Below are 18,727 nucleotides of genomic sequence, written 5' to 3'. Positions count from 1 at the left end.
CGAGGCCGTGAAGGTGGGTTAGCCTGCGGCGTATTTTTCTCATCATGCAAATCCGTGAACTGCGGAAATGCACACACCAACGGCCGGACGGCGCTGTGCTCCCGGCCGCGGTTCCGAGCCCTCGCCGCGGGGGCTCTTGGGGAGCGGATCGAGGGTGCGCATGGCCGGCAAGGCGACCGGGACGACCGAGGCTGTCCCGGGTGACCACGAACTGAGAATGCTGCTCGCGGGACTGACCGCGGTGCGCGACGGGGACTTCGGCACCCGGCTGCCGGACGACTCCACCGGGCTCATGGGCGACATCGCGACCGTCTTCAACGGCATGGTCGACCAGCTGTCCGTGTTCACCTCCGAAGTCACCCGGGTGGCCCGCGAGGTGGGCACCGAGGGCACCCTCGGCGGGCAGGCCGAGGTGCCGGGCGTCTCCGGCACCTGGGCCGATCTGACCGACTCCGTCAACGCGATGGCGGGCAACCTCACCACGCAGGTGCGCGACATCGCGCAGGTCGCCACCGCCGTGGCCAAGGGAGACCTGTCCCAGAAGATCGACGTGCCCGCGCGCGGCGAGATCCTCCAGCTGAAGGAGACCGTCAACACGATGGTCGACCAGCTGTCGGCGTTCGCGGACGAGGTCACGCGGGTGGCCCGTGAGGTGGGCACCGAGGGCCGGCTCGGCGGTCAGGCCCAGGTCCCCGGGGTCGCCGGGGTCTGGCGGGACCTGACGGACTCGGTCAATTTCATGGCGGGGAACCTGACGGCGCAGGTGCGCAATGTGGCCCAGGTGACGACCGCGGTGGCGCAGGGTGATCTGTCGCAGAAGATCACGGTGGATGCGCGGGGCGAGATCCTGGAGCTGAAGAGCACCATCAACACGATGGTGGACCAGCTGTCCGCGTTCGCCGACGAGGTGACCCGCGTCGCCCGTGAGGTGGGCACCGAGGGCCGGCTCGGCGGTCAGGCGGACGTCAAGGGCGTCAAGGGCACCTGGCGGGACCTGACGGACTCGGTCAACTTCATGGCCGGGAACCTGACGGCGCAGGTGCGCAATGTGGCCCAGGTCGCCACCGCGGTGGCGCAGGGTGATCTGTCGCAGAAGATCACGGTGGACGCGCGGGGCGAGATCCTGGAGCTGAAGAACACCATCAACACGATGGTCGACCAGCTCTCCGCGTTCGCCGACGAGGTGACCCGGGTGGCCCGCGAGGTCGGTACGGAGGGCCGGCTCGGCGGGCAGGCACAGGTGCGCGGGGTCGCCGGCACCTGGAAGGACCTCACCGACAACGTCAACGTGATGGCCTCCAACCTCACCGGCCAGGTCCGCTCCATCGCGCAGGTCGCCACCGCCGTCGCCAAGGGCGATCTCTCCCAGAAGATCACCGTCGAGGCCAAGGGCGAGGTCGCCGCCCTCGCCGACGTCATCAACACCATGGTCGACACCCTGTCGGCGTTCGCCGACGAGGTGACCCGGGTGGCCCGCGAGGTGGGCACCGAGGGCCGCCTCGGCGGTCAGGCGCACGTGCCCCATGTGGCCGGCACCTGGAAGGACCTCACCGACAACGTCAACTCCATGGCCAACAACCTCACCGGCCAGGTGCGCAACATCGCGCTGGTGACCACCGCCGTGGCCAAGGGCGACCTGTCGAAGAAGATCGACGTCGACGCCCGCGGTGAGATCCTCGAACTGAAGACCACCATCAACACGATGGTCGACCAGCTCTCCGCCTTCGCCGACGAGGTGACCCGCGTCGCCCGTGAGGTGGGCACCGAGGGCCGGCTCGGCGGACAGGCCGAGGTCGAGGGCGTCTCCGGCACCTGGAAGCGGCTCACCGAGAACGTCAACGAACTCGCCGGCAACCTCACCCGTCAGGTGCGCGCCATCGCCGACGTCGCCAGCGCCGTCGCCGAGGGCGACCTGACCCGCTCCATCACCGTCGACGCCTCCGGCGAGGTCGCCGACCTCAAGGACAACATCAACTCCATGGTGGAGTCCCTGCGCGAGACCACCCGGGCCAACCAGGAGCAGGACTGGCTCAAGACCAACCTCGCCCGGATCTCCGGCCTCATGCAGGGCCACCGCGACCTGCCCGTCGTCGCCGAGCTCATCATGGACGAGCTGGTGCCGCAGGTGTCCGCCCAGTACGGCGCCTTCTACCTCGCCGAGGAGGGCGACGTGGGGCCCGAGCTGCGGCTCGTCGGCTCCTACGGCCGGCCCGAGGACGACACCCGGCCCGTCCGCATCGCGTTCGGCCGCTCCCTGGTCGGCCAGGCCGCGCGCAGCCGCCGTACCATCGCCGTGGACGAGCTGCCGCCCGGCTACGTCACCATCTCCTCCGGGCTCGGACAGGTCGAGCCGACCGCGCTGTTGCTGCTGCCCATCGTCTTCGAGGAGCAGGTCCTCGGCGTCATCGAGCTGGCCTCCGTCACCCCGTTCACCCCCGTCCAGCGGGACTTCCTCCAGCAGCTGGTGGACACCATCGGGGTCAACGTCAACACCATCGTCGCCAACGCCCGCACCGACGAACTGCTCCAGGAGTCGCAGCGGCTGACCAGCGAACTGCAGTCCCGCTCGGCCGAGTTGCAGGCCCGGCAGGAGGAACTGCAGCGCTCCAACGCCGAACTGGAGGAGAAGGCCTCGCTGCTGGCGGAGCAGAACCGGGACATCGAGGCGAAGAACCTCCAGATCGAACAGGCCCGGCAGGAACTGGAGGCGCGCGCCCAGCAGCTGTCGCTCGCCTCCAAGTACAAGTCCGAGTTCCTCGCGAACATGAGCCACGAGCTGCGCACCCCGCTCAACAGCCTGCTCATCCTCGCCCAGCTGCTGGCCCAGAACCCCTCCCGCAACCTCACCCCGAAGCAGGTCGAGTACGCCGGCATCATCCACTCGGCCGGCTCCGACCTGCTCCAGCTGATCAACGACATCCTGGACCTGTCCAAGGTCGAGGCCGGCAAGATGGACGTCAGCCCCGAACGGGTCCCGCTGCGGCAGCTCATCGACTACGTCGAGGCCACCTTCCGCCCGATGACCTCGCAGAAGAGCCTGGACTTCACCGTCACGACGGCTCCCGGCGCCCCCGCCGACCTGCTCACCGACGACTCCCGGCTCCGGCAGATCCTGCGCAACCTGCTGTCCAACGCGGTCAAGTTCACCGAGCAGGGCGGCGTCGAACTGCGCGTCGAACCGGTCGGCGACGACGAGGTGCCCGACGGCGTCGTACGCGGCGGCGCGGTCGTCGCCTTCCGGGTGAAGGACACCGGCATCGGCATCCCCGAACAGCAACTGGAGACCATCTTCGGCGCGTTCCAGCAGGCCGACGGCACCACGAGCCGCAAGTACGGCGGCACCGGGCTCGGCCTGTCCATCACCCGCGAGATCGCCCACCTGCTCGGCGGCGCCGTCACCGTGGACAGCACCCCCGGCAGGGGCAGCACCTTCACCCTCTTCCTGCCCGTGGCCCGGCCGGACTTCGACGGACTCCTGCACAGTGGCCGCTCCGTCCCGGAGACCGGGCAGGAGGGCACGGACGCGCCCGGCGGCCCCGTCCAGCAGCGGCCGCCGACCCTCGCGCGGCGGGAACGGCCACGCCGCCTGCTCGTCGTGGAGGAGCGCCCGCGCGGTCTGCTGACGCTCGTCGCCGAGAGCGTCGTCCGGGACCTGGAAACCGGCCGCACCGACGGCGACGGCACGCCCGTCGACATCATCACCGCGGTCGGCGCCCAGGAAGCGGCCGGTGCCCTCGCCGCCGAACCCTGCCACTGCGTCGTCGTGGAACTGGGCATGCCCGACGGGGAGTCGGCCCGCTTCCTGGAGGCGCTGCGCGCCGACTCGGCCCTGACCGGCGTCCCGGTGCTGGTGCACGGCCCGCACCGCAGCGAGCCCCTCGCCGAGGACACCGCGGGCGGTTCGCTGGAGTACCTGTTCAGCCTGGACGAGCTGCGCGAACGGATCGCGCTGCACCTGTCCGCCGAGGAGCCCGGCGAGGTGCTCACCCTGGTCCGCGGGGACGAGGCCCAGCACACCGCACCCCATCTGATCGACGGGCAGACCCGTGGCCGTACCGTCCTCGTCGTCGACGACGACGCCCGGAACCTGTTCGCGCTCAGCGGCATCCTCGAACTGCACGGCTTCCGCGTCCTGCACGCGGAGAACGGCCGCAAGGGCATCGACACACTGCTGCACAACCCGGACGTCGAACTCGTCCTCATGGACGTGATGATGCCGGAGATGGACGGCTACACCGCCACCGCCGAGATCCGCAAGATGCCGCAGTACGCCGACCTTCCGGTCATCGCCGTGACCGCCAAGGCCATGCAGGGCGACCGGGAGAAGAGCCTCGCCTCCGGCGCCAGCGACTACGTCACGAAACCGGTCGACACCCATGCCCTCATCGCCTGTGTCCGGCGCTGGCTCCCCGCATGAACACGGCCATGAGCACGGCACAGCGCGCCCGCCCCACCGCAGGCCGAGGAGTACCGATCCGGTGAACGCGTACGAACCGGGCACGCCGGTAGACGTGCCCGCACAGCTGGCCGCCGCCGACGCGGCGTCGTCCGACGTACCCGCCACCTCCCCGGTCGGCCGGCTCGCCGCCACCGTGGAGCGGCTGCGCCGCGAGGTACGGGCGGCGCAGGCCGAGGCGGAGGGCCGGGCGCTGATCGAACTGGCCAAGGGCATCCTCGTCGAACGCCTCGGCTGCGGCCCCGCCCAGGCCGCCCGCCAGCTCGCCGAACTCACCGAGCAGGCGCAGGTGACCCCGCTGGAGTTCGCGGTGGACGTCATCAACCAGGCGGCCCGGGACCGCGTCGCGGAGGTCACCGAGGCGTTCCTGTCCGTCGCCGCGGAGCCGTCCGGGCCCGTCCCGGAGTCCGCCGCCGTACGGCTGCGCACCGCGGAGAGCGGTGTCCTGGCCGCGCACGACACCCAGGCGATGGCCGACTCCCTGCTCGACCACGCCCTGCGCCCGCTGGGCGCGGTCGCCGTCGCCATCTGGTCGGCCGGCTCCGACGGCTCGCTGACCCTCGCGGGCAGCGCCGGTTTCCCGCCGGGCGAGGCGGCCCGCTGGCACTACGTCCCGCCCGACGTGGCCACCGTGGCCCGGCGCGGCCTGACCGAGCCCGACGGGCAGTGGCTGCCCTCGCTCACCGGCTCCGGGCTGCCCACGATCGGACGCCGGGAGTACGCCGACGGCGCCCGGATCGCCGTACCCGCCGGGGCGGGCGGCCGGATCCACGGTGTCCTGGAGATCGCCTGGCCCAAGCCGGAGGAACCGCTGCCGCGCCCCGTCGTCCGGCAGGTGGAGGCGCTCGCCGAGCTGTGCGCGCACTCCCTGGAGAGCTTCGTGCCGCCGCCCGGGACCGGCCCGGAACCCGGACTGCTGCCCGACGTGGTCGAGCTGATGGACCTGGCCGACGGGCTGCACGACCCGGCCCTGGTCCTCGTGCCGCACCTCGACGACACCGGCCGGCTGGTCGACTTCCGCATCCAGCACGTCAACAGCCGCTTCCTGGACCCGGCGGGCCGGCCCCGGGCCACCGTGGGCGGCGCCCTGCTGCTGGAGGCCTACCCGATGGCCGCCGGCGACAGCGAGCTGTTCCAGCGGGTGGAACGGGTCTACGCCACCGGCGAGCCGTTCCGCGCCCGCCGGATGCGGCTGACCGCCCTGGTCGACCAGGTGCCGCTGTCCGCCGTCGCCGACATCAGCATCAGCCGGCACGGCTCCAGCCTGCTGCTGATCTGGCGCATCGAGGACGAGACCGCGCGCCTGGCCAGCCTGCTCCAGCACGCGCAGCGGCTCGGCCGGATCGGCGGCTTCGAGGAGAACCTGCTCACCGGCGAGATCACCTGGAACGGCCAGCTGTTCAGCCTGTACGGCCGCCCGCCCACGAGCCCCCCGGTCGCGCTGCAGGACCTGCCGGCCCACGCCCACCCCGACGACGCCGTCGTCCTCGGCCGCTTCCTGCGCACCCTGCTGCACCACCGCAGGCCCGCCTCCGCCGCGTTCCGGCTGCTGCGCCCGGACGGCGTGACCCGGCACATCCGGGTGGTCGCCGAGCCCGTCCTCGACACCGGCGGCCAGCTCTTCGTCGTCCGCGGCGCCTACCAGGACATCTCCGCCCAGCACTGGACCGAGGTCGCCCTCGCCGCCACCCGCGACCAGCTGGCCCACACCGAGCAGCAGGCCGTGGAGCGCAACCGGCTCACCCTCCAGCTCCAGCACGCCATCATGCCCCCGGCCCAGGCCCCGCTGCGGGTGCCCGGCCTCCAGGTGGCGGTGCGCTACCGGCCCGCCGAGACCGAGCACCTGGTCGGCGGCGACTGGTACGACGCCGTGGTGCTGCCCTCCGGACTGGTCCTGCTGTGCGTCGGCGACGTCGCCGGGCACGGCATCGAGGCGGCGACCAGCATGGTCGTCCTGCGCAACGCGCTGCGCGGTCTCGCGGTGACCGGCGCCGGTCCGGCGCAGCTGCTGTCCTGGCTGAACATCGTCGCCCACCATCTGACGGGCGCCGTCACCGCGACCGCCGTGTGCGGCCTGTACGACGGCGAGCGGCGGACCCTGCGCTGGGCGCGGGCAGGGCATCTGCCGCCGGTGCTGGTACGGGAGGCGGACGCCACCGCGCTGCCCCCCGTCAAGGGGCTGCTGCTGGGCGCCGTCCCGGAGGCGCGCTACGAGGAGACGGAGCTGCAGCTGGCCGCCGGGGACACCCTGCTGATGTACACCGACGGCCTGATCGAGCGCCGGGACCGCTCGGTGGAGGAGTCGCTGTCGCATCTGCTGGAGACGGCGCGCGCGGCGCCCAGCACCCTGGACCAGCAACTGGACCGGCTGCTCACCTACAGCAGGTCGGACACCGACGACGACACCTGCATCGTCGGCATCAGGGTCGCCTGACGCTCCCGGCCCGGCCGGTCAGCCGGCCGGGCCGAGCGGCACGGTCGCCGTGACCCGCTTGCCACGGGACAGCCAGGTCACCTCCAGGCCGCGGGAGACCATCGCCACGAGATGCAGACCGTGGCCGCCGACCCGCCGGGGATCGGGAGGGCGCCGCCGCGGCGGCTCCTCGGAGGTGTCCGTGACGGAGATGCGCAGCGCGGTGGCGTCGGGCAGCAGCTCCAGACGCAGGGCGCACGGCCCGGGCGCGTGCTTGGCCGCGTTGGTGACGAGTTCGCTGACGACGAGCTGGGCATCCTGCAGCGGGCGGCGCCCGGGTGCGGGCCGCACCCGCGCCAGCAGGGCCGCGACGGCGTCTCTCGCCTCGGCGATGCTGGAGACGCCGGTGTCCCAGCTGCGGCTGTAGCGCAGGGGCGCGGCGCGGTCCTGCGTCGTCGCGTGGGTCCTGAGCGGGATGTCCATACCTCGTTGCCCTTTTTCCTCTGGGGTCAGGGGCCCTTCCTGTGCACAGGGGGGTCATGCCGTCCCTGCTCGGTTACCCGCTGGACCGCCGGTCAAGGGGACGTCACCGAGGAATCCTCCGGATGCACACGAACGCCTGCTGAGCGGCCGGCGCGGGCGGTGCGGGCACAACAGCGGAACGGGCCCGGGCACCCCGCACGTGCGGGATCTCCGGACCCGTTCCGCGGCCGGATCGCTCTTCGGTCCTTCTCAGTGCTTGAAGACGTCCTTGATCTTCTCCTTGGCCTGTCGGGCGTCGCCCTTGGCGCCCTTCGCGCGGCCTTCGGTCTCCACGCTCTCGTTGCCGACGGCGCGGCCCGCGGCCTCCTTGACCTTGCCCTTGGCCTGCTCCGCCTTGGCCTTCGCCTTCTGGTTGCCGGCCATCACGTGTCACATCCCCACATAGACGGGTGTCTGGTCGCCATCCGTCTTGCCGCTGTGCGGTCGTCCAAACCAGTGCGGGGGTCAGCGTTCGCGGCGCCGCCGCACGACGTGCCGTACGACGAACGCCGCGAGGACGACGGCGACGGCGAGGACGACGTAGAGCTGGTAGCGGCGGATCTCGTCGTAGACCGTGGTGATGTGGCTGCCCGCGAGGTAGGCCAGGGTGGTCCACAGGCCGACCCACAGGGCCGCGCCGAGGGCGTTGAAGGCGAGGAAGCGGCGCCAGTGCATGCCGGTCGTGCCCGCGATGACGCCGTTGGCCTGGCGCAGGCCCTCGACGAACCGGGCCACCGTCACGATCTTCCCGCCGTGCCGGGTGAAGAACGCCTCGGCGGCCTCGAACCGCTTGGGCGTCAGGAAGACGTACCTGCCCCACCGGTGCACGAAGGCCCGCCCGCCGACCCGGCCGATGAGGTAGCCGAGGTTGTCCCCGGCGACGGCCGCGACGAACGCGATGACCGCCACGGCCACGACGTTCAGCCGCCCCGTGCCCGCGTACACGCCCGCCGCGAGCAGAATGGTCTCGCCGGGCGCGGGGACGCCGAAGTCCTCCACGAGGACCACCGCCCCCACGGCCCAGTAGCCGTAGTGGCCGAGCAGCGGCTCCAGGTGGGCCAGTGGTCCCGGAAGGGGAGGCGACATGCCTCCACGGTACGTCGGTGCGGCCGTGCGGCGATCAGTGCCGGCTGACCGAGGCCTGCTGGTCCTGCTGGTCCTGCGCGATGGTGTCCGGGCCGGCCTCGGCCTCCGGTGCCGTTCGCCGGTCCCGGTGGCCGGTGAGGCGCCGGGCGAGCGGCTCGGTGTACCGGGCGGTCAGCGGGCCGAGCACGACCAGGAGCAGCACATAGGCGGTGGCCAGCGGGCCGAGGTCGGAGTCGATGCCGGAGGTGACGGCGAGCCCCGCGATGACGATGGAGAACTCGCCGCGGGCGACCAGGGTGCCGCCGGCCCGCCACCGGCCCCGGGCCGAGATGCCCGCCCGGCGGGCCGCCCAGTAGCCGGTGGCGACCTTGGTGAGGGTGGTGACGACGGTCAGGGCCAGGGCGGGCAGCAGCACCGGCGGGATGCTCGCCGGATCGGTGTGCAGTCCGAAGAAGACGAAGAACACCGCCGCGAACAGGTCCCGCAGCGGGGCGAGGAGGTTGTGGGCACCCTCGGCGACCTCCCCGGACAGGGCGATGCCCACCAGGAACGCGCCGACCGCCGCCGAGACCTGGAGCTGCTGGGCGACACCGGCCACCACGAGCGTCAGCCCGAGCACCACCAGCAGCAGCTTCTCGGGGTCGTCGGTGGAGACGAACCGCGAGATGTGCCGGCCGTAGCGGACCGCCACCAGCAGCACCAGGCCCGCCACGCCGAGCGCGATGGCCAGCGTGACGCTGCCGGCGGCGAAACCGGTCCCCGCCAGCAGGGCCGTGACCACGGGCAGGTAGACCGCCATGGACAGGTCCTCCAGCACCAGGATGCTGAGGACCACCGGTGTCTCCCGGTTGCCGATCCGGCCGAGGTCGCCGAGGACCTTGGCGATGACGCCGGAGGAGGAGATCCAGGTGATGCCGGCCAGGACGACGGCGGCGATCGGGCCCCAGCCCAGCAGCAGGGCCATGGCGGCGCCGGGCAGGGCGTTGAGGGTGGCGTCGACGATCCCGGCCGGGTACTGGGTCTTCAGGTTGGAGACCAGATCGCCGGCCGTGTATTCGAGCCCCAGCATGAGCAGCAGCAGGACCACGCCGATCTCGGCGCCGATCGCGACGAACTCCTCGCTGGTGCCGAGCGGCAGCAGACCGCCCTCGCCGAAGGCCAGTCCGGCCAGCAGATACAGCGGGATGGGCGAGAACCGCAGGCGGGCTGCGAGGCGGCCCAGCAGCCCGAGGCCCAGGATGATCGCGCCGAACTCGATCAGGAAGACCGCGGAGGAGTGCATCCGGATCACTCCCGCCCGAGTATCGCGGCGGCGGCGTCGACGCCCTCGCGGGTGCCGATGACGATCAGCGTGTCCCCGCCGGCCAGCCGGAACCCGGGGCCGGGGGAGGGGATCGCCTCGGCGCGGCGCAGGACGGCCACGATCGACACGCCGGTCTCGGTGCGCATCCGGGTCTCGCCGAGCAGCCGTCCGTTCCAGTGGGAGGTCCCGGACAGCTCGATGCGCTCGGCCACCAGGCCCAGCTCCGTGGTGGAGAGCAGGGTGGGGCTGTGGTGGGTCGGCTTGAGGACGTCGACCAGCGCCTCCGCCTCCTGGCCGGTGAGGTGGACCGACAGGGCGCAGGCGTCCGGATCGTCGCGCCGGTAGGCGCTGAGGGTGCGCGAACCGTCCCGGTGGGCCACCACCGACAGCTGGCGGTGTTCGCGTGTCGTCAGGTCGTACCGGACGCCGATTCCCGGCAACGGTGTCCTGCTGGTGCGTGCGGCGCTCATGGTGCCCCCCTGCCCGGCTTGAACGTTTCTTGGTGAAACTTTTATCCGAACCCTACCCCGGAGTGTGATCGTCCGGGTGAGGCGCAGGGGGTGGGGGAGGGGGCGGGGTGTCAGGAACCGGAGGCCGAGCCGCCCTGGTCGCCGGCGGGGTCCGGCTGGCACAAGTGGCACAGCTCGTGGTCTCCGTCACGGGTGACGACGGTTCCCCAGCCGAGGCACTGCTCGCAGTCGCGGGCGAGGATCACATCGGGGTGGGGAGACGGAAAGGGGCTGCGGTGGGCTCCGTGCGCCATACGGTGAGCGGCTCCTTGCGGTCGCGGGGCGTGGTGCGCTGGGACAGGACACGCGAGCGGAACGACGTCCATTATGTCCTACTTATTCCCCTATGTCAGTGATGAATGTCATGGGGTGCCACCGCGATGTCATGGAGTGCCACCGCGCGATCTCATGGGACGGCCCGGACCGGGAACCCGCCCCGGCGCCTCAGCCGAGGTTCCCCAGCCGGGCGTCGCGCCACAGGTCCACGCCGCCGTCGGTCGCGTACCGGTCGATCTCGGCCAGCTCCTCGTCGCTGAAGGACAGGTTCCGCAGCGCGGCGACGTTCTGCTCCAGCTGCTCGACCCGCGAGGCGCCGATGACGAGGGAGGTCACCCGCTCGTCCCGGAGCGCCCAGGCCAGCGCCAGCTGGGCCAGGGTCTGCCCGCGCCGGGCCGCGATGCCGTTCAGGGCGCGCAGCCGGCCCCGCAGGTCGTCCGTCAGCCAGGAGGCGTCCAGGGACGTGCCCCGCGCGGCCCGCGAGTCCGCCGGGACGCCGTCCAGGTAGCGGCCGGTGAGCAGGCCCTGGGCGAGCGCCGTGAAGCCGATGACGCCGAAGCCCTCCTCCTGGGCCGTGTCCAGCAGGCCGTCGGTCTCGATCCAGCGGTTGAGCATGCTGTACGACGGCTGGTGGATCAGCAGCGGGGTGCCGAGGTCGCGCAGGATCGCGGCGGCCTGCCGGGTGCGCTCGGCGTCGTAGGAGGAGATGCCGACGTACAGGGCCTTGCCCTGGCGGACGGCGGTGTCGAGCGCGCCCATGGTCTCCTCCAGCGGCGTGCTCGCGTCCAGCCGGTGGGAGTAGAAGATGTCGACGTAGTCGAGGCCCGTCCGCCCGAGCGACTGGTCCAGCGAGGCCAGCAGGTACTTGCGGGAGCCGCCGCCCTGCCCGTAGGGGCCGGGCCACATGTCCCAGCCGGCCTTGGTGGAGATCACCAGCTCGTCGCGGTAGGGCGCCAGGTCACGCTTCAGCAGGCGTCCGAAGTTCGACTCCGCCGCGCCGTAGGGCGGGCCGTAGTTGTTGGCGAGGTCGTGGTGGGTGATCCCGAGGTCGAAGGCGCGCAGCGCGATCTCGCGCTGGGACTCGAACGGGCGGTCGTCGCCGAAGTTGTGCCAGTAGCCCAGGGACAGGACCGGCAGGTCCAGTCCGGAACGGCCGGTGCGCCGGTAGCGCATGGTGCCGTCGTAGCGAGCGGGGTCCGCGACGTACGTCATCGGGTCTTCTCCGGGTGAGGCCGTAGGGGTGCCCCGCGTGTGCGCGGGCCCGTCCACCCTGCTCCGCGGCTCCGCGCAAGTCCAACCGCCGTCGCGGATGGGATTTAGCGGTTCCGTTTCTGAATCGGCCCGAGGGGCAGGCGGTGATCAACGGAGCGAGACGAAGGAGGCGCTCATGAGCGGTGCGCGGTCCGGTGGGGAACGGCAGGACCGGGACAGGCGGCGGGTACCGGGGGCGGTGGCCCGGCTGCCGCGTCAGGTCCGGGAGGAGCTGACCCGCAGGCTGCGCCGCAACCGGGGCGCCTTCCGCCCGGACGACGTCCAGGTCGTCGAGCCCCCGCTGCTCCGGCGCGCCGTCGGCGCCTCCACGCTCGGCAACTGCATGGAGTGGTTCGACTTCGGTGTCTACAGCTACCTCGCCGCCACCATCGGCAAGGTGTTCTTCCCCGGAGCCTCCCCGGCCGCCCAGGTCATCTCCTCGTTCGCGACCTTCGCCGCCGCCTTCGTCGTACGGCCCCTCGGCGGGCTGGTCTTCGGACCGCTCGGTGACCGGATCGGCCGGCAGAAGGTGCTCGCCACCACCATGATCATGATGGCGGCCGGTACCTTCGCCATCGGTCTGATCCCCGGCTACGCCACCCTCGGCATCGCCGCGCCCGTGCTGCTCCTGCTGGCCCGCATGGTCCAGGGCTTCTCCACCGGCGGCGAGTACGGCGGAGCCACCACCTTCGTCGCCGAGTACTCCCCGGACCGCCGGCGCGGCTACCTCTCCAGCTGGCTCGACTTCGGCACCTTCACCGGCTACGCCCTCGGCTCGGCCCTGGTGACCCTGCTCAACCTGGCCCTGACGGACGATCAGATGCTCTCCTGGGGCTGGCGCGTGCCGTTCCTGATCGCCGGGCCGCTCGGTGTGATCGGCCTCTACATGCGGCTGAAGCTGGAGGAGTCCCCGGCCTTCCAGCAGCAGCTCGACGAACACGAGAAGGCCCTGGCGCAGGAGTCGGCGGGCAGCGAGTTCAAGGACATCGTCCGCCACCACTGGCAGCCGTTGCTCGTCTGCATGGGGCTGGTGCTGCTCTACAACGTCACCAACTACATGGTCACCGGCTATCTGCCGGCCTATCAGACCGAGACCCTGCACCGCTCCAGCGGTTCCGCGGACCTCCTGGTCCTCGTCGGGATGGTGTGGATCGTCGTCCTGATCACCTTCCTCGGCCGGCTCAGCGACCGGGTCGGCCGGCGGCCCCTCTACGCCGTCGCCGCGGCCGCGATGATCGTGCTCGCCGTTCCCGCCTTCCTGCTGATCAAGGCGCACGGCACTTGGCCGCCGATCCTCGGGGTGCTGCTCCTGGCCACGCTGCTGGCCTGTTTCGCCGCCCCCAGCGCGGCCACCCTGCCCGCCCTGTTCCCGACCGCCGTCCGCTACGCGGCCATGGGCATCGGCTTCAACATCGCCGTCGCCGCGTTCGGCGGCACCACCCCGCTGGTCACCGCGGCGCTGGTCGACGTCACGGGCGACGACCTCATGCCCGCCTACTATCTGATGCTGGCCGGCGCGATCGGCCTGCTCACCGTCCGGTTCCTGCCCGAGAGCGCCCAGGTCCCGCTCAAGGGCTCGCAGCCGATGGTCGGATCGCGGGAGGAGAGGCGCGAACTCATCAGCACGTCCGAGGAGTTGTACGCCCTCACGCGGGAGCGGGAGCGGGAGCGGGCGCGGCGCGGCTGAGCCACGGCCGCGCCGGGGGTTTGTCCGATCCTACGAACTTGTCGCCTGCCGGGTTACCGGCCCCCATCACGTTTGATAGGAAACTTTCCTACCAGTATCCGGTACGGACCGACGTCCCACCCCCCACTCCCACTTGGAGCCCCTGTGGTGTACGCAGACCGCGAAGCGGCAGCCCCCGCGAGCCCCGCCCGCCTCTCCCGTCTCTCCCGCCGGACCGTCGTCGCCGCACTCGGCGCCGTCGCCTCGGGCGCCCTGCTCGGAGTCTCCCGCGCGGGTACGGCCTCGGCCGCCGCGCCGGGGCTTGACGACCCGGCGAAGAAGGAGATCGCCATGAAGCTGGTGTCGAGCGCGGAGAACTCCTCGCTCGACTGGAAGGCCCAGTACAAGTACATCGAGGACATCGGCGACGGCCGCGGCTACACGGCCGGCATCATCGGATTCTGCTCCGGCACCGGCGACATGCTCGACCTCGTGCAGCTCTACGCCGACCGCAAGCCCGGCAACGTCCTGGCCAAGTACCTGCCCGCCCTGCGGAAGGTCAACGGCACCGACTCGCACGAGGGCCTGGACCCCAACTACCCCAGGGACTGGCGCAAGGCGGCCCAGGACACCGCGTTCCAGCAGGCCCAGAACGACGAGCGCGACCGCGTCTACTTCAACCCCGCCGTCGCCCAGGGCAAGACGGACGGGCTGCGCGCGCTCGGCCAGTTCATCTACTACGACGCCATCGTCATGCACGGCGACGGCGACGACCCGACCAGCTTCCGCAACATCCGCAAGCGCGCCCTGCGCAGCGCCAAGCCGCCGGCCCAGGGCGGCGACGAGACGACGTACCTCAACGCCTTCCTGGACGCCCGGGTGTGGGCCATGAAGCAGGAGGAGGCGCACAGCGACACCAGCCGCGTCGACACCGCGCAGCGGGTCTTCCTGCGCAAGGGCAACCTCGACCTGAACACCCCGCTCGACTGGAAGGTCTACGGGGACAGCTACCACATCGGCTGACCTCCGCCAGCAGGCGCGCGGCAGGCAGGCGGACGCGGACCCCGGCACCGGGGAGCGCGGTCCGGCGGCCTGCCGCGCCGTCTTCGCGGTGCCGCGGCGATCACCGCAGGACCGGATCGCAGGCCCGGTGGGCCAGGTGTCCCGGCTGGTGGGGCGCACTCGCACGGCACGCCCCCGGCGAGGAAAGATGGGCGGTGAGCGAACGACCCCACCGAGGAGGAACGGACTCATGGCGCACGAGCGCGCCGGCCGGCCGGCCGGTCCCGAGGACCTTGTCGACGTGGCCCGGCTGGTCACGGCGTACTACACGCTGCACCCCGACCCGGCCGACCCGGGACAGCGGGTGGCGTTCGGCACCTCGGGCCACCGCGGCTCGTCCCTGGCGAGCGCCTTCAACGAGGACCACATCGCCGCCACCAGCCAGGCCATCTGCGACTACCGGGCCGCCCAGGGCACCGACGGGCCGCTCTTCCTGGGCGCCGACACCCACGCCCTGTCCGAGCCGGCCAAGGCCACCGCGCTGGAGGTGTTCGCCGCCAACGAGGTGACCGTCCTCATCGACAGCGCGGACGGCTACACGCCCACGCCCGCCGTCTCGCACGCCATCCTGACGTACAACCGGGGCCGCACGACGGGCCTCGCCGACGGCGTGGTCGTCACCCCGTCGCACAACCCGCCCGCCGACGGCGGCTTCAAGTACAACCCGCCGAGCGGGGGACCCGCGGCCTCCGACGCCACCTCCTGGATCCAGGACCGCGCCAACCAGATCATCACCGGAGGACTGAAGGACGTACGCCGGCTGCCGTACGCCCGCGCGCTCGCCGCGGACACCACCCGGCGGTACGACTTCCTCGGCACGTACGTCACCGACCTGCCCAGCGTCCTGGACCTGGACGCCGTCCGCGCGTCCGGCGTGCGCATCGGCGCCGACCCGCTCGGCGGCGCCTCCGTCGCCTACTGGGGCCGGATCGCCGAGCAGCACGGCATCGACCTGACGGTGGTCAACCCGCACACCGACCCCACCTGGCGGTTCATGACGCTGGACTGGGACGGCCGGATCCGCATGGACTGCTCCTCGCCGTACGCCATGGCCTCCCTCATCGAGCAGCGCGACCGCTTCCGCATCGCCACCGGCAACGACGCCGACGCCGACCGGCACGGCATCGTCACCCCGGACGCCGGCCTGATGAACCCCAACCACTACCTCGCCGTCGCCATCTCCTACCTGTACCGGCACCGCGACCAGTGGCCGGCCGCCGCGGGCATCGGCAAGACCCTCGTCTCCTCCACCATGATCGACCGGGTCGCCGGGGACCTCGGCCGCCGGCTCGTCGAGGTACCGGTCGGCTTCAAGTGGTTCGTGGACGGACTGGTCGGCGGCGACCTCGGGTTCGGCGGCGAGGAGTCGGCCGGCGCGTCCTTCCTGCGCCGGGACGGCTCGGTGTGGACCACCGACAAGGACGGCATCATCCTCGCCCTGCTCGCCTCCGAGATCACGGCCGTCACCGACAAGACCCCCTCGCAGCACTACGCCGACCTGACCGCCCGCTTCGGCGCACCCGCCTACGCCCGCATCGACGCCCCCGCGACCCGTGAACAGAAGGCGCTGCTCGGCAAGTTGTCGCCGGCGCAGGTCACCGCGGACACGCTGGCCGGGGAGGCGGTCACGGCCGTGCTCACCGAGGCGCCCGGCAACGGTGCCGCGATCGGAGGCATCAAGGTCACCACCGAGAACGCCTGGTTCGCCGCCCGGCCCTCGGGCACCGAGGACGTCTACAAGGTGTACGCCGAGTCCTTCCTCGGCGCCGACCACCTCGCCCGCGTGCAGGAGGAGGCCCAGGCCGTGGTGCTCGGAGCGCTCGGCGGCTGAGCGGGCGGCGGCGCGGCCTCCCGGCCCGGGTGGCCGCCCCGCCGCCCCCGGCTCAGTTCCCTCCGCGTCCCCTATCCAGGCGGTCCAGCACGGCCTGCGCCATGGCGGCCTCGCCCTTGGCGTTGGGGTGTGCCGGGGCGGCGGGGGAGGCCGGTTGCAGCGGCTCGATCCAGCGGTCCGCCGGCGCCTTGCACATGTCGTGGCCGACCGTGGGGCCGTAGGTGTCCGCGTACTCGGCCCGGTTCACGCCGGCCACCAGCCGCAGCATCAGGTTCAGCCGCTTCTCGGTGTCGCGCAGGTAGGCGAAGTCCTTCTGGGCGAAGGGGACCTGCGGGAAGCAGCCGCTGCCGTCGTCGGGCAGGAGGTCCGGGTAGCCGACGACGACCACCCGGGCGTGCGGCGCCCGGGCGTGCACGGCCCGCAGCACCCGGTCGACCTTCGGCGCGGTCCGCGCGATGGCGAGGGCCAACCGGTCGTATCCCGGAGCCGTGTAGGAGCGCTCGCAGGGGTTGCCCGCCGGGTCCTGGGCGGCCAGGCGGGCGCAGGTGCCGATGATGGAGCCGAAGCCGACGTCGTTGCCGCCGATCTGCAGCGTCACCAGGTCCGTGTGCCGGTCCAGGGCGTCGAGCTGCGGCGGGTTGGTGCCCTGCGCCTGCCACATCTCGGCGGTCGTCGCCCCGCCGCAGCTCACGTCCGTGAACGCGGCCACCTGCCGCCGGGCGGCCACGAGCGAGGGGTAGTTGTGGTCCGAGCGCGCGCAGTCGGCGTCCACCTGCCGGGGGATGCCGGGGCCCGAGGTGTAGGAGTCGCCGAGCGCCACGTACGTGGTCGCGCGGCCGGGTCCGCCGGGGTGCGCCGCGGCCGGTGCCGTGCCGGCGACGACGAGGGCGCAGCCGCCCAGCGCCGCTCCGAGCACGGCGCTGCGCCGCCGGCCTCTCGCCCCGCCCGCCGGATGCGTGCCGTTCGCCATGAGTCCTCCCCCTGAGCCCGCTGCGGCGCGCGGCGGCGGCACCGGAGAGCCGCCCTCGCGCGTTCGACCGGGCCTGTATACCGTCCGGTAGGTCTCGCCGACCAGAAGCGGGACGCGACGAGTTCCGGGGGAGGGGCGGGCAACAGCCCCGGGGGAGGGGCCGGTTCAGACCCCGGACACCTGCTCCGCCGGAACGGACGGCTGGAGCGCGGAGGTCGTCTGGAGCAGGGAGTCGTCCTCGGGGCGGGCGCCGGAGAGGCGGTGGCGGGCGGCGATGAGGGCCATGTCGACGTCCCGGGTGCCGGTGGCCACGCACAGCGTGTAGGAGATGTCCGCGAGCCGCTGCCGGGCCTCTGGTGTGCTCTCCTCGGCCCCGAGCAGGGTGAGGGCCTCGTACTGGGCGATGAGGTCCTGCAGTACCGCGGGGTGTGCCATGAGCATGCGATCCGCCTCCCGGATGGGTCGCCGATGTACGAAGTCGGAGCGCGAATACCCGGGCATCAGCCGTGCATTCCCCCCTTGGTGTCCCTTGGCGGCCGGAAGTATGAGTGGGGAGCAGGTCCAGGACTTCTGTTCAGGAGACCGTCGTGAAGTCGCTGTCCGGCACCCGCCCCGTCCGCCCGGCGCGCCGCCCTCGCGGCCCTGGCCGCCGCCCAGTTCGCCGTCGTGCTCGCCACCTCCGTCGTCAACGTCGCCCTGCCGCGCATCCAGTCCGGCGTGGGGCTCTCGGACGGCGCGGCCCCCTGGGTCGTGAACGCCTACGGCCTCGCCTTCGGAGCCCTGTTGCTCGCCGGCGGACGGGCAGCCGACCTGCCCGGGCGCCGCCGGACCCTGCTCGCGGGGCTCACCGTCTTCGGCGCCGCGTCCCTGGTGGCCGGACTGGCCCCCTCCGCCGGACCGCTCATCGCCGCCCGCGCCGTGCAGGGCGCCGGCGCCGCCGTGGTGGCACCCGCTGCCCTGGCACTGGTGCTGGACGTCTTCCCGCCCGGACCGGTGGGGGTGTGGGGAGCGGTGTCCGGCGCGGGCGCGGCGGCCGGAGTGCTGCTCGGCGGGCTGCTGGCCCAACTGCTCGGCTGGGCCTGGCCCTTCCACACGGTGGCGCTCGGCACCGCCCTGGTCGCCGGAGGCGTGACGGTCCTCGTGCCCCGCGTCCCCGGCGGCACCCCGGGCCGGTTCGACCTCCTGGGCACGGCCGCCGTGACCTCCGCGCTGACCGCGCCCGTCTGGGGGACGACGGCGGCGCGCGGCACCGGCTGGAGCGCCCCGCAGGTGCTCACCGCCTTCGCTCTAGGTGTGCTGTCCCGGGACGTTGGTGACACGCGTGCTGGGTGCTTGAACAGGTGAGGGCCTTCTGGGTTCGGTGTGGATTGCGAAATCTGCAC

Annotated in this window: 15 protein-coding genes; 6 read left to right on the top strand and 9 right to left on the bottom strand. The window is 72.4% G+C overall.

Annotated elements, in window-relative coordinates:
* The first annotated feature begins 160 nt into the window (after positions 1-160).
* The gene (locus tag AB0L21_RS27025; protein ID WP_365786943.1) at positions 161-4,417 is read left to right on the top strand and encodes a HAMP domain-containing protein; all 4,257 of its coding nucleotides are present in this window, start codon (positions 161-163) and stop codon (positions 4,415-4,417) included.
* 94 nt (positions 4,418-4,511) lie between these two features.
* Positions 4,512-6,890: a SpoIIE family protein phosphatase gene (locus tag AB0L21_RS27020; protein WP_365706710.1), complete on the top strand. Its 2,379-nt coding sequence runs from the start codon at positions 4,512-4,514 to the stop codon at positions 6,888-6,890.
* Between the two features lie 18 nt (positions 6,891-6,908).
* Here AB0L21_RS27020 and AB0L21_RS27015 read toward each other — a convergent pair whose 3' ends face one another.
* The 7 genes from AB0L21_RS27015 to mgrA form a co-directional block, all read right to left on the bottom strand.
* Positions 6,909-7,352 (bottom strand): ATP-binding protein, encoded by a 444-nt coding sequence (locus tag AB0L21_RS27015; protein ID WP_365706634.1) that lies wholly within the window; start codon positions 7,350-7,352, stop codon positions 6,909-6,911.
* 249 nt (positions 7,353-7,601) lie between these two features.
* Positions 7,602-7,775, bottom strand: coding sequence for a CsbD family protein (locus AB0L21_RS27010; RefSeq protein WP_365706631.1), 174 nt, complete (start codon positions 7,773-7,775; stop codon positions 7,602-7,604).
* Between the two features lie 81 nt (positions 7,776-7,856).
* Entirely contained in the window at positions 7,857-8,477 is a 621-nt protein-coding gene (locus tag AB0L21_RS27005; protein WP_365706629.1) for a DedA family protein, read from the bottom strand.
* Positions 8,478-8,511: 34 nt separating this feature from the next.
* Entirely contained in the window at positions 8,512-9,759 is a 1,248-nt protein-coding gene (locus AB0L21_RS27000; RefSeq protein ID WP_365786941.1) for a cation:proton antiporter, read from the bottom strand.
* Positions 9,760-9,764: 5 nt separating this feature from the next.
* Positions 9,765-10,250, bottom strand: a complete 486-nt coding sequence (locus AB0L21_RS26995) for a TrkA C-terminal domain-containing protein (RefSeq protein ID WP_365706625.1) — start codon at positions 10,248-10,250, stop codon at positions 9,765-9,767.
* A gap of 110 nt (positions 10,251-10,360) precedes the next feature.
* Positions 10,361-10,543, bottom strand: coding sequence for a hypothetical protein (locus AB0L21_RS26990; protein WP_365786939.1), 183 nt, complete (start codon positions 10,541-10,543; stop codon positions 10,361-10,363).
* Between the two features lie 190 nt (positions 10,544-10,733).
* Positions 10,734-11,777, bottom strand: coding sequence for an L-glyceraldehyde 3-phosphate reductase (mgrA, locus tag AB0L21_RS26985; RefSeq protein ID WP_365706621.1), 1,044 nt, complete (start codon positions 11,775-11,777; stop codon positions 10,734-10,736).
* Positions 11,778-11,952: 175 nt separating this feature from the next.
* Between mgrA and AB0L21_RS26980 the strand changes: the two genes are divergently transcribed.
* The 3 genes from AB0L21_RS26980 (at position 11,953) to pgm (ending at position 16,375) form a co-directional block, all read left to right on the top strand.
* Positions 11,953-13,503 carry an MFS transporter gene (locus AB0L21_RS26980; RefSeq protein ID WP_365786937.1) on the top strand — a complete coding sequence of 517 codons (1,551 nt, stop codon included), beginning with the start codon at positions 11,953-11,955 and terminating at the stop codon, positions 13,501-13,503.
* Positions 13,504-13,647: 144 nt separating this feature from the next.
* On the top strand, positions 13,648-14,505 hold the full coding sequence (locus AB0L21_RS26975) for a chitosanase (RefSeq protein ID WP_365786935.1): 858 nt from the start codon (positions 13,648-13,650) through the stop codon (positions 14,503-14,505).
* Positions 14,506-14,734: 229 nt separating this feature from the next.
* Positions 14,735-16,375 carry a phosphoglucomutase (alpha-D-glucose-1,6-bisphosphate-dependent) gene (pgm, locus tag AB0L21_RS26970; protein ID WP_365706615.1) on the top strand — a complete coding sequence of 547 codons (1,641 nt, stop codon included), beginning with the start codon at positions 14,735-14,737 and terminating at the stop codon, positions 16,373-16,375.
* A gap of 52 nt (positions 16,376-16,427) precedes the next feature.
* Here the strand turns inward: pgm and AB0L21_RS26965 are convergent, their stop codons facing one another.
* Positions 16,428-17,345, bottom strand: a complete 918-nt coding sequence (locus tag AB0L21_RS26965; protein WP_365786933.1) for an SGNH/GDSL hydrolase family protein — start codon at positions 17,343-17,345, stop codon at positions 16,428-16,430.
* A gap of 165 nt (positions 17,346-17,510) precedes the next feature.
* Complete coding sequence (locus AB0L21_RS26960; protein ID WP_365706611.1) at positions 17,511-17,786, bottom strand: DUF5133 domain-containing protein; 276 nt, start codon at positions 17,784-17,786, stop codon at positions 17,511-17,513.
* A 201-nt stretch (positions 17,787-17,987) separates the two neighbouring features.
* Here AB0L21_RS26960 and AB0L21_RS26955 point away from each other — a divergent pair, with 201 nt between their 5' ends.
* On the top strand, positions 17,988-18,689 hold the full coding sequence (locus tag AB0L21_RS26955; protein WP_365787018.1) for an MFS transporter: 702 nt from the start codon (positions 17,988-17,990) through the stop codon (positions 18,687-18,689).
* Positions 18,690-18,727: the final 38 nt, after the last annotated feature.

Source organism: Streptomyces sp. NPDC052721, from assembly GCF_040678315.1.
Classification (GTDB): Bacteria; Actinomycetota; Actinomycetes; order Streptomycetales; family Streptomycetaceae; genus Streptomyces.
This window is presented reverse-complemented; position numbering and strand designations above follow the sequence as displayed.

What these genes read in the sequence shown, in the direction of transcription:
- AB0L21_RS27025 (WP_365786943.1), top strand. Translation starts at nt 161, where the DNA reads ATGGCCGGCAAGGCGACCGGGACGACCGAGGCTGTCCCGGGTGACCAC.
- AB0L21_RS27015 (WP_365706634.1), bottom strand. Translation starts at nt 7,352, where the DNA reads ATGGACATCCCGCTCAGGACCCACGCGACGACGCAGGACCGCGCCGCG.
- AB0L21_RS27010 (WP_365706631.1), bottom strand. Translation starts at nt 7,775, where the DNA reads ATGGCCGGCAACCAGAAGGCGAAGGCCAAGGCGGAGCAGGCCAAGGGC.
- AB0L21_RS27005 (WP_365706629.1), bottom strand. Translation starts at nt 8,477, where the DNA reads ATGTCGCCTCCCCTTCCGGGACCACTGGCCCACCTGGAGCCGCTGCTC.
- AB0L21_RS27000 (WP_365786941.1), bottom strand. Translation starts at nt 9,759, where the DNA reads ATGCACTCCTCCGCGGTCTTCCTGATCGAGTTCGGCGCGATCATCCTG.
- AB0L21_RS26995 (WP_365706625.1), bottom strand. Translation starts at nt 10,250, where the DNA reads ATGAGCGCCGCACGCACCAGCAGGACACCGTTGCCGGGAATCGGCGTC.
- AB0L21_RS26990 (WP_365786939.1), bottom strand. Translation starts at nt 10,543, where the DNA reads ATGGCGCACGGAGCCCACCGCAGCCCCTTTCCGTCTCCCCACCCCGAT.
- mgrA (WP_365706621.1), bottom strand. Translation starts at nt 11,777, where the DNA reads ATGACGTACGTCGCGGACCCCGCTCGCTACGACGGCACCATGCGCTAC.
- AB0L21_RS26980 (WP_365786937.1), top strand. Translation starts at nt 11,953, where the DNA reads ATGAGCGGTGCGCGGTCCGGTGGGGAACGGCAGGACCGGGACAGGCGG.
- pgm (WP_365706615.1), top strand. Translation starts at nt 14,735, where the DNA reads ATGGCGCACGAGCGCGCCGGCCGGCCGGCCGGTCCCGAGGACCTTGTC.
- AB0L21_RS26965 (WP_365786933.1), bottom strand. Translation starts at nt 17,345, where the DNA reads ATGGCGAACGGCACGCATCCGGCGGGCGGGGCGAGAGGCCGGCGGCGC.
- AB0L21_RS26960 (WP_365706611.1), bottom strand. Translation starts at nt 17,786, where the DNA reads ATGCTCATGGCACACCCCGCGGTACTGCAGGACCTCATCGCCCAGTAC.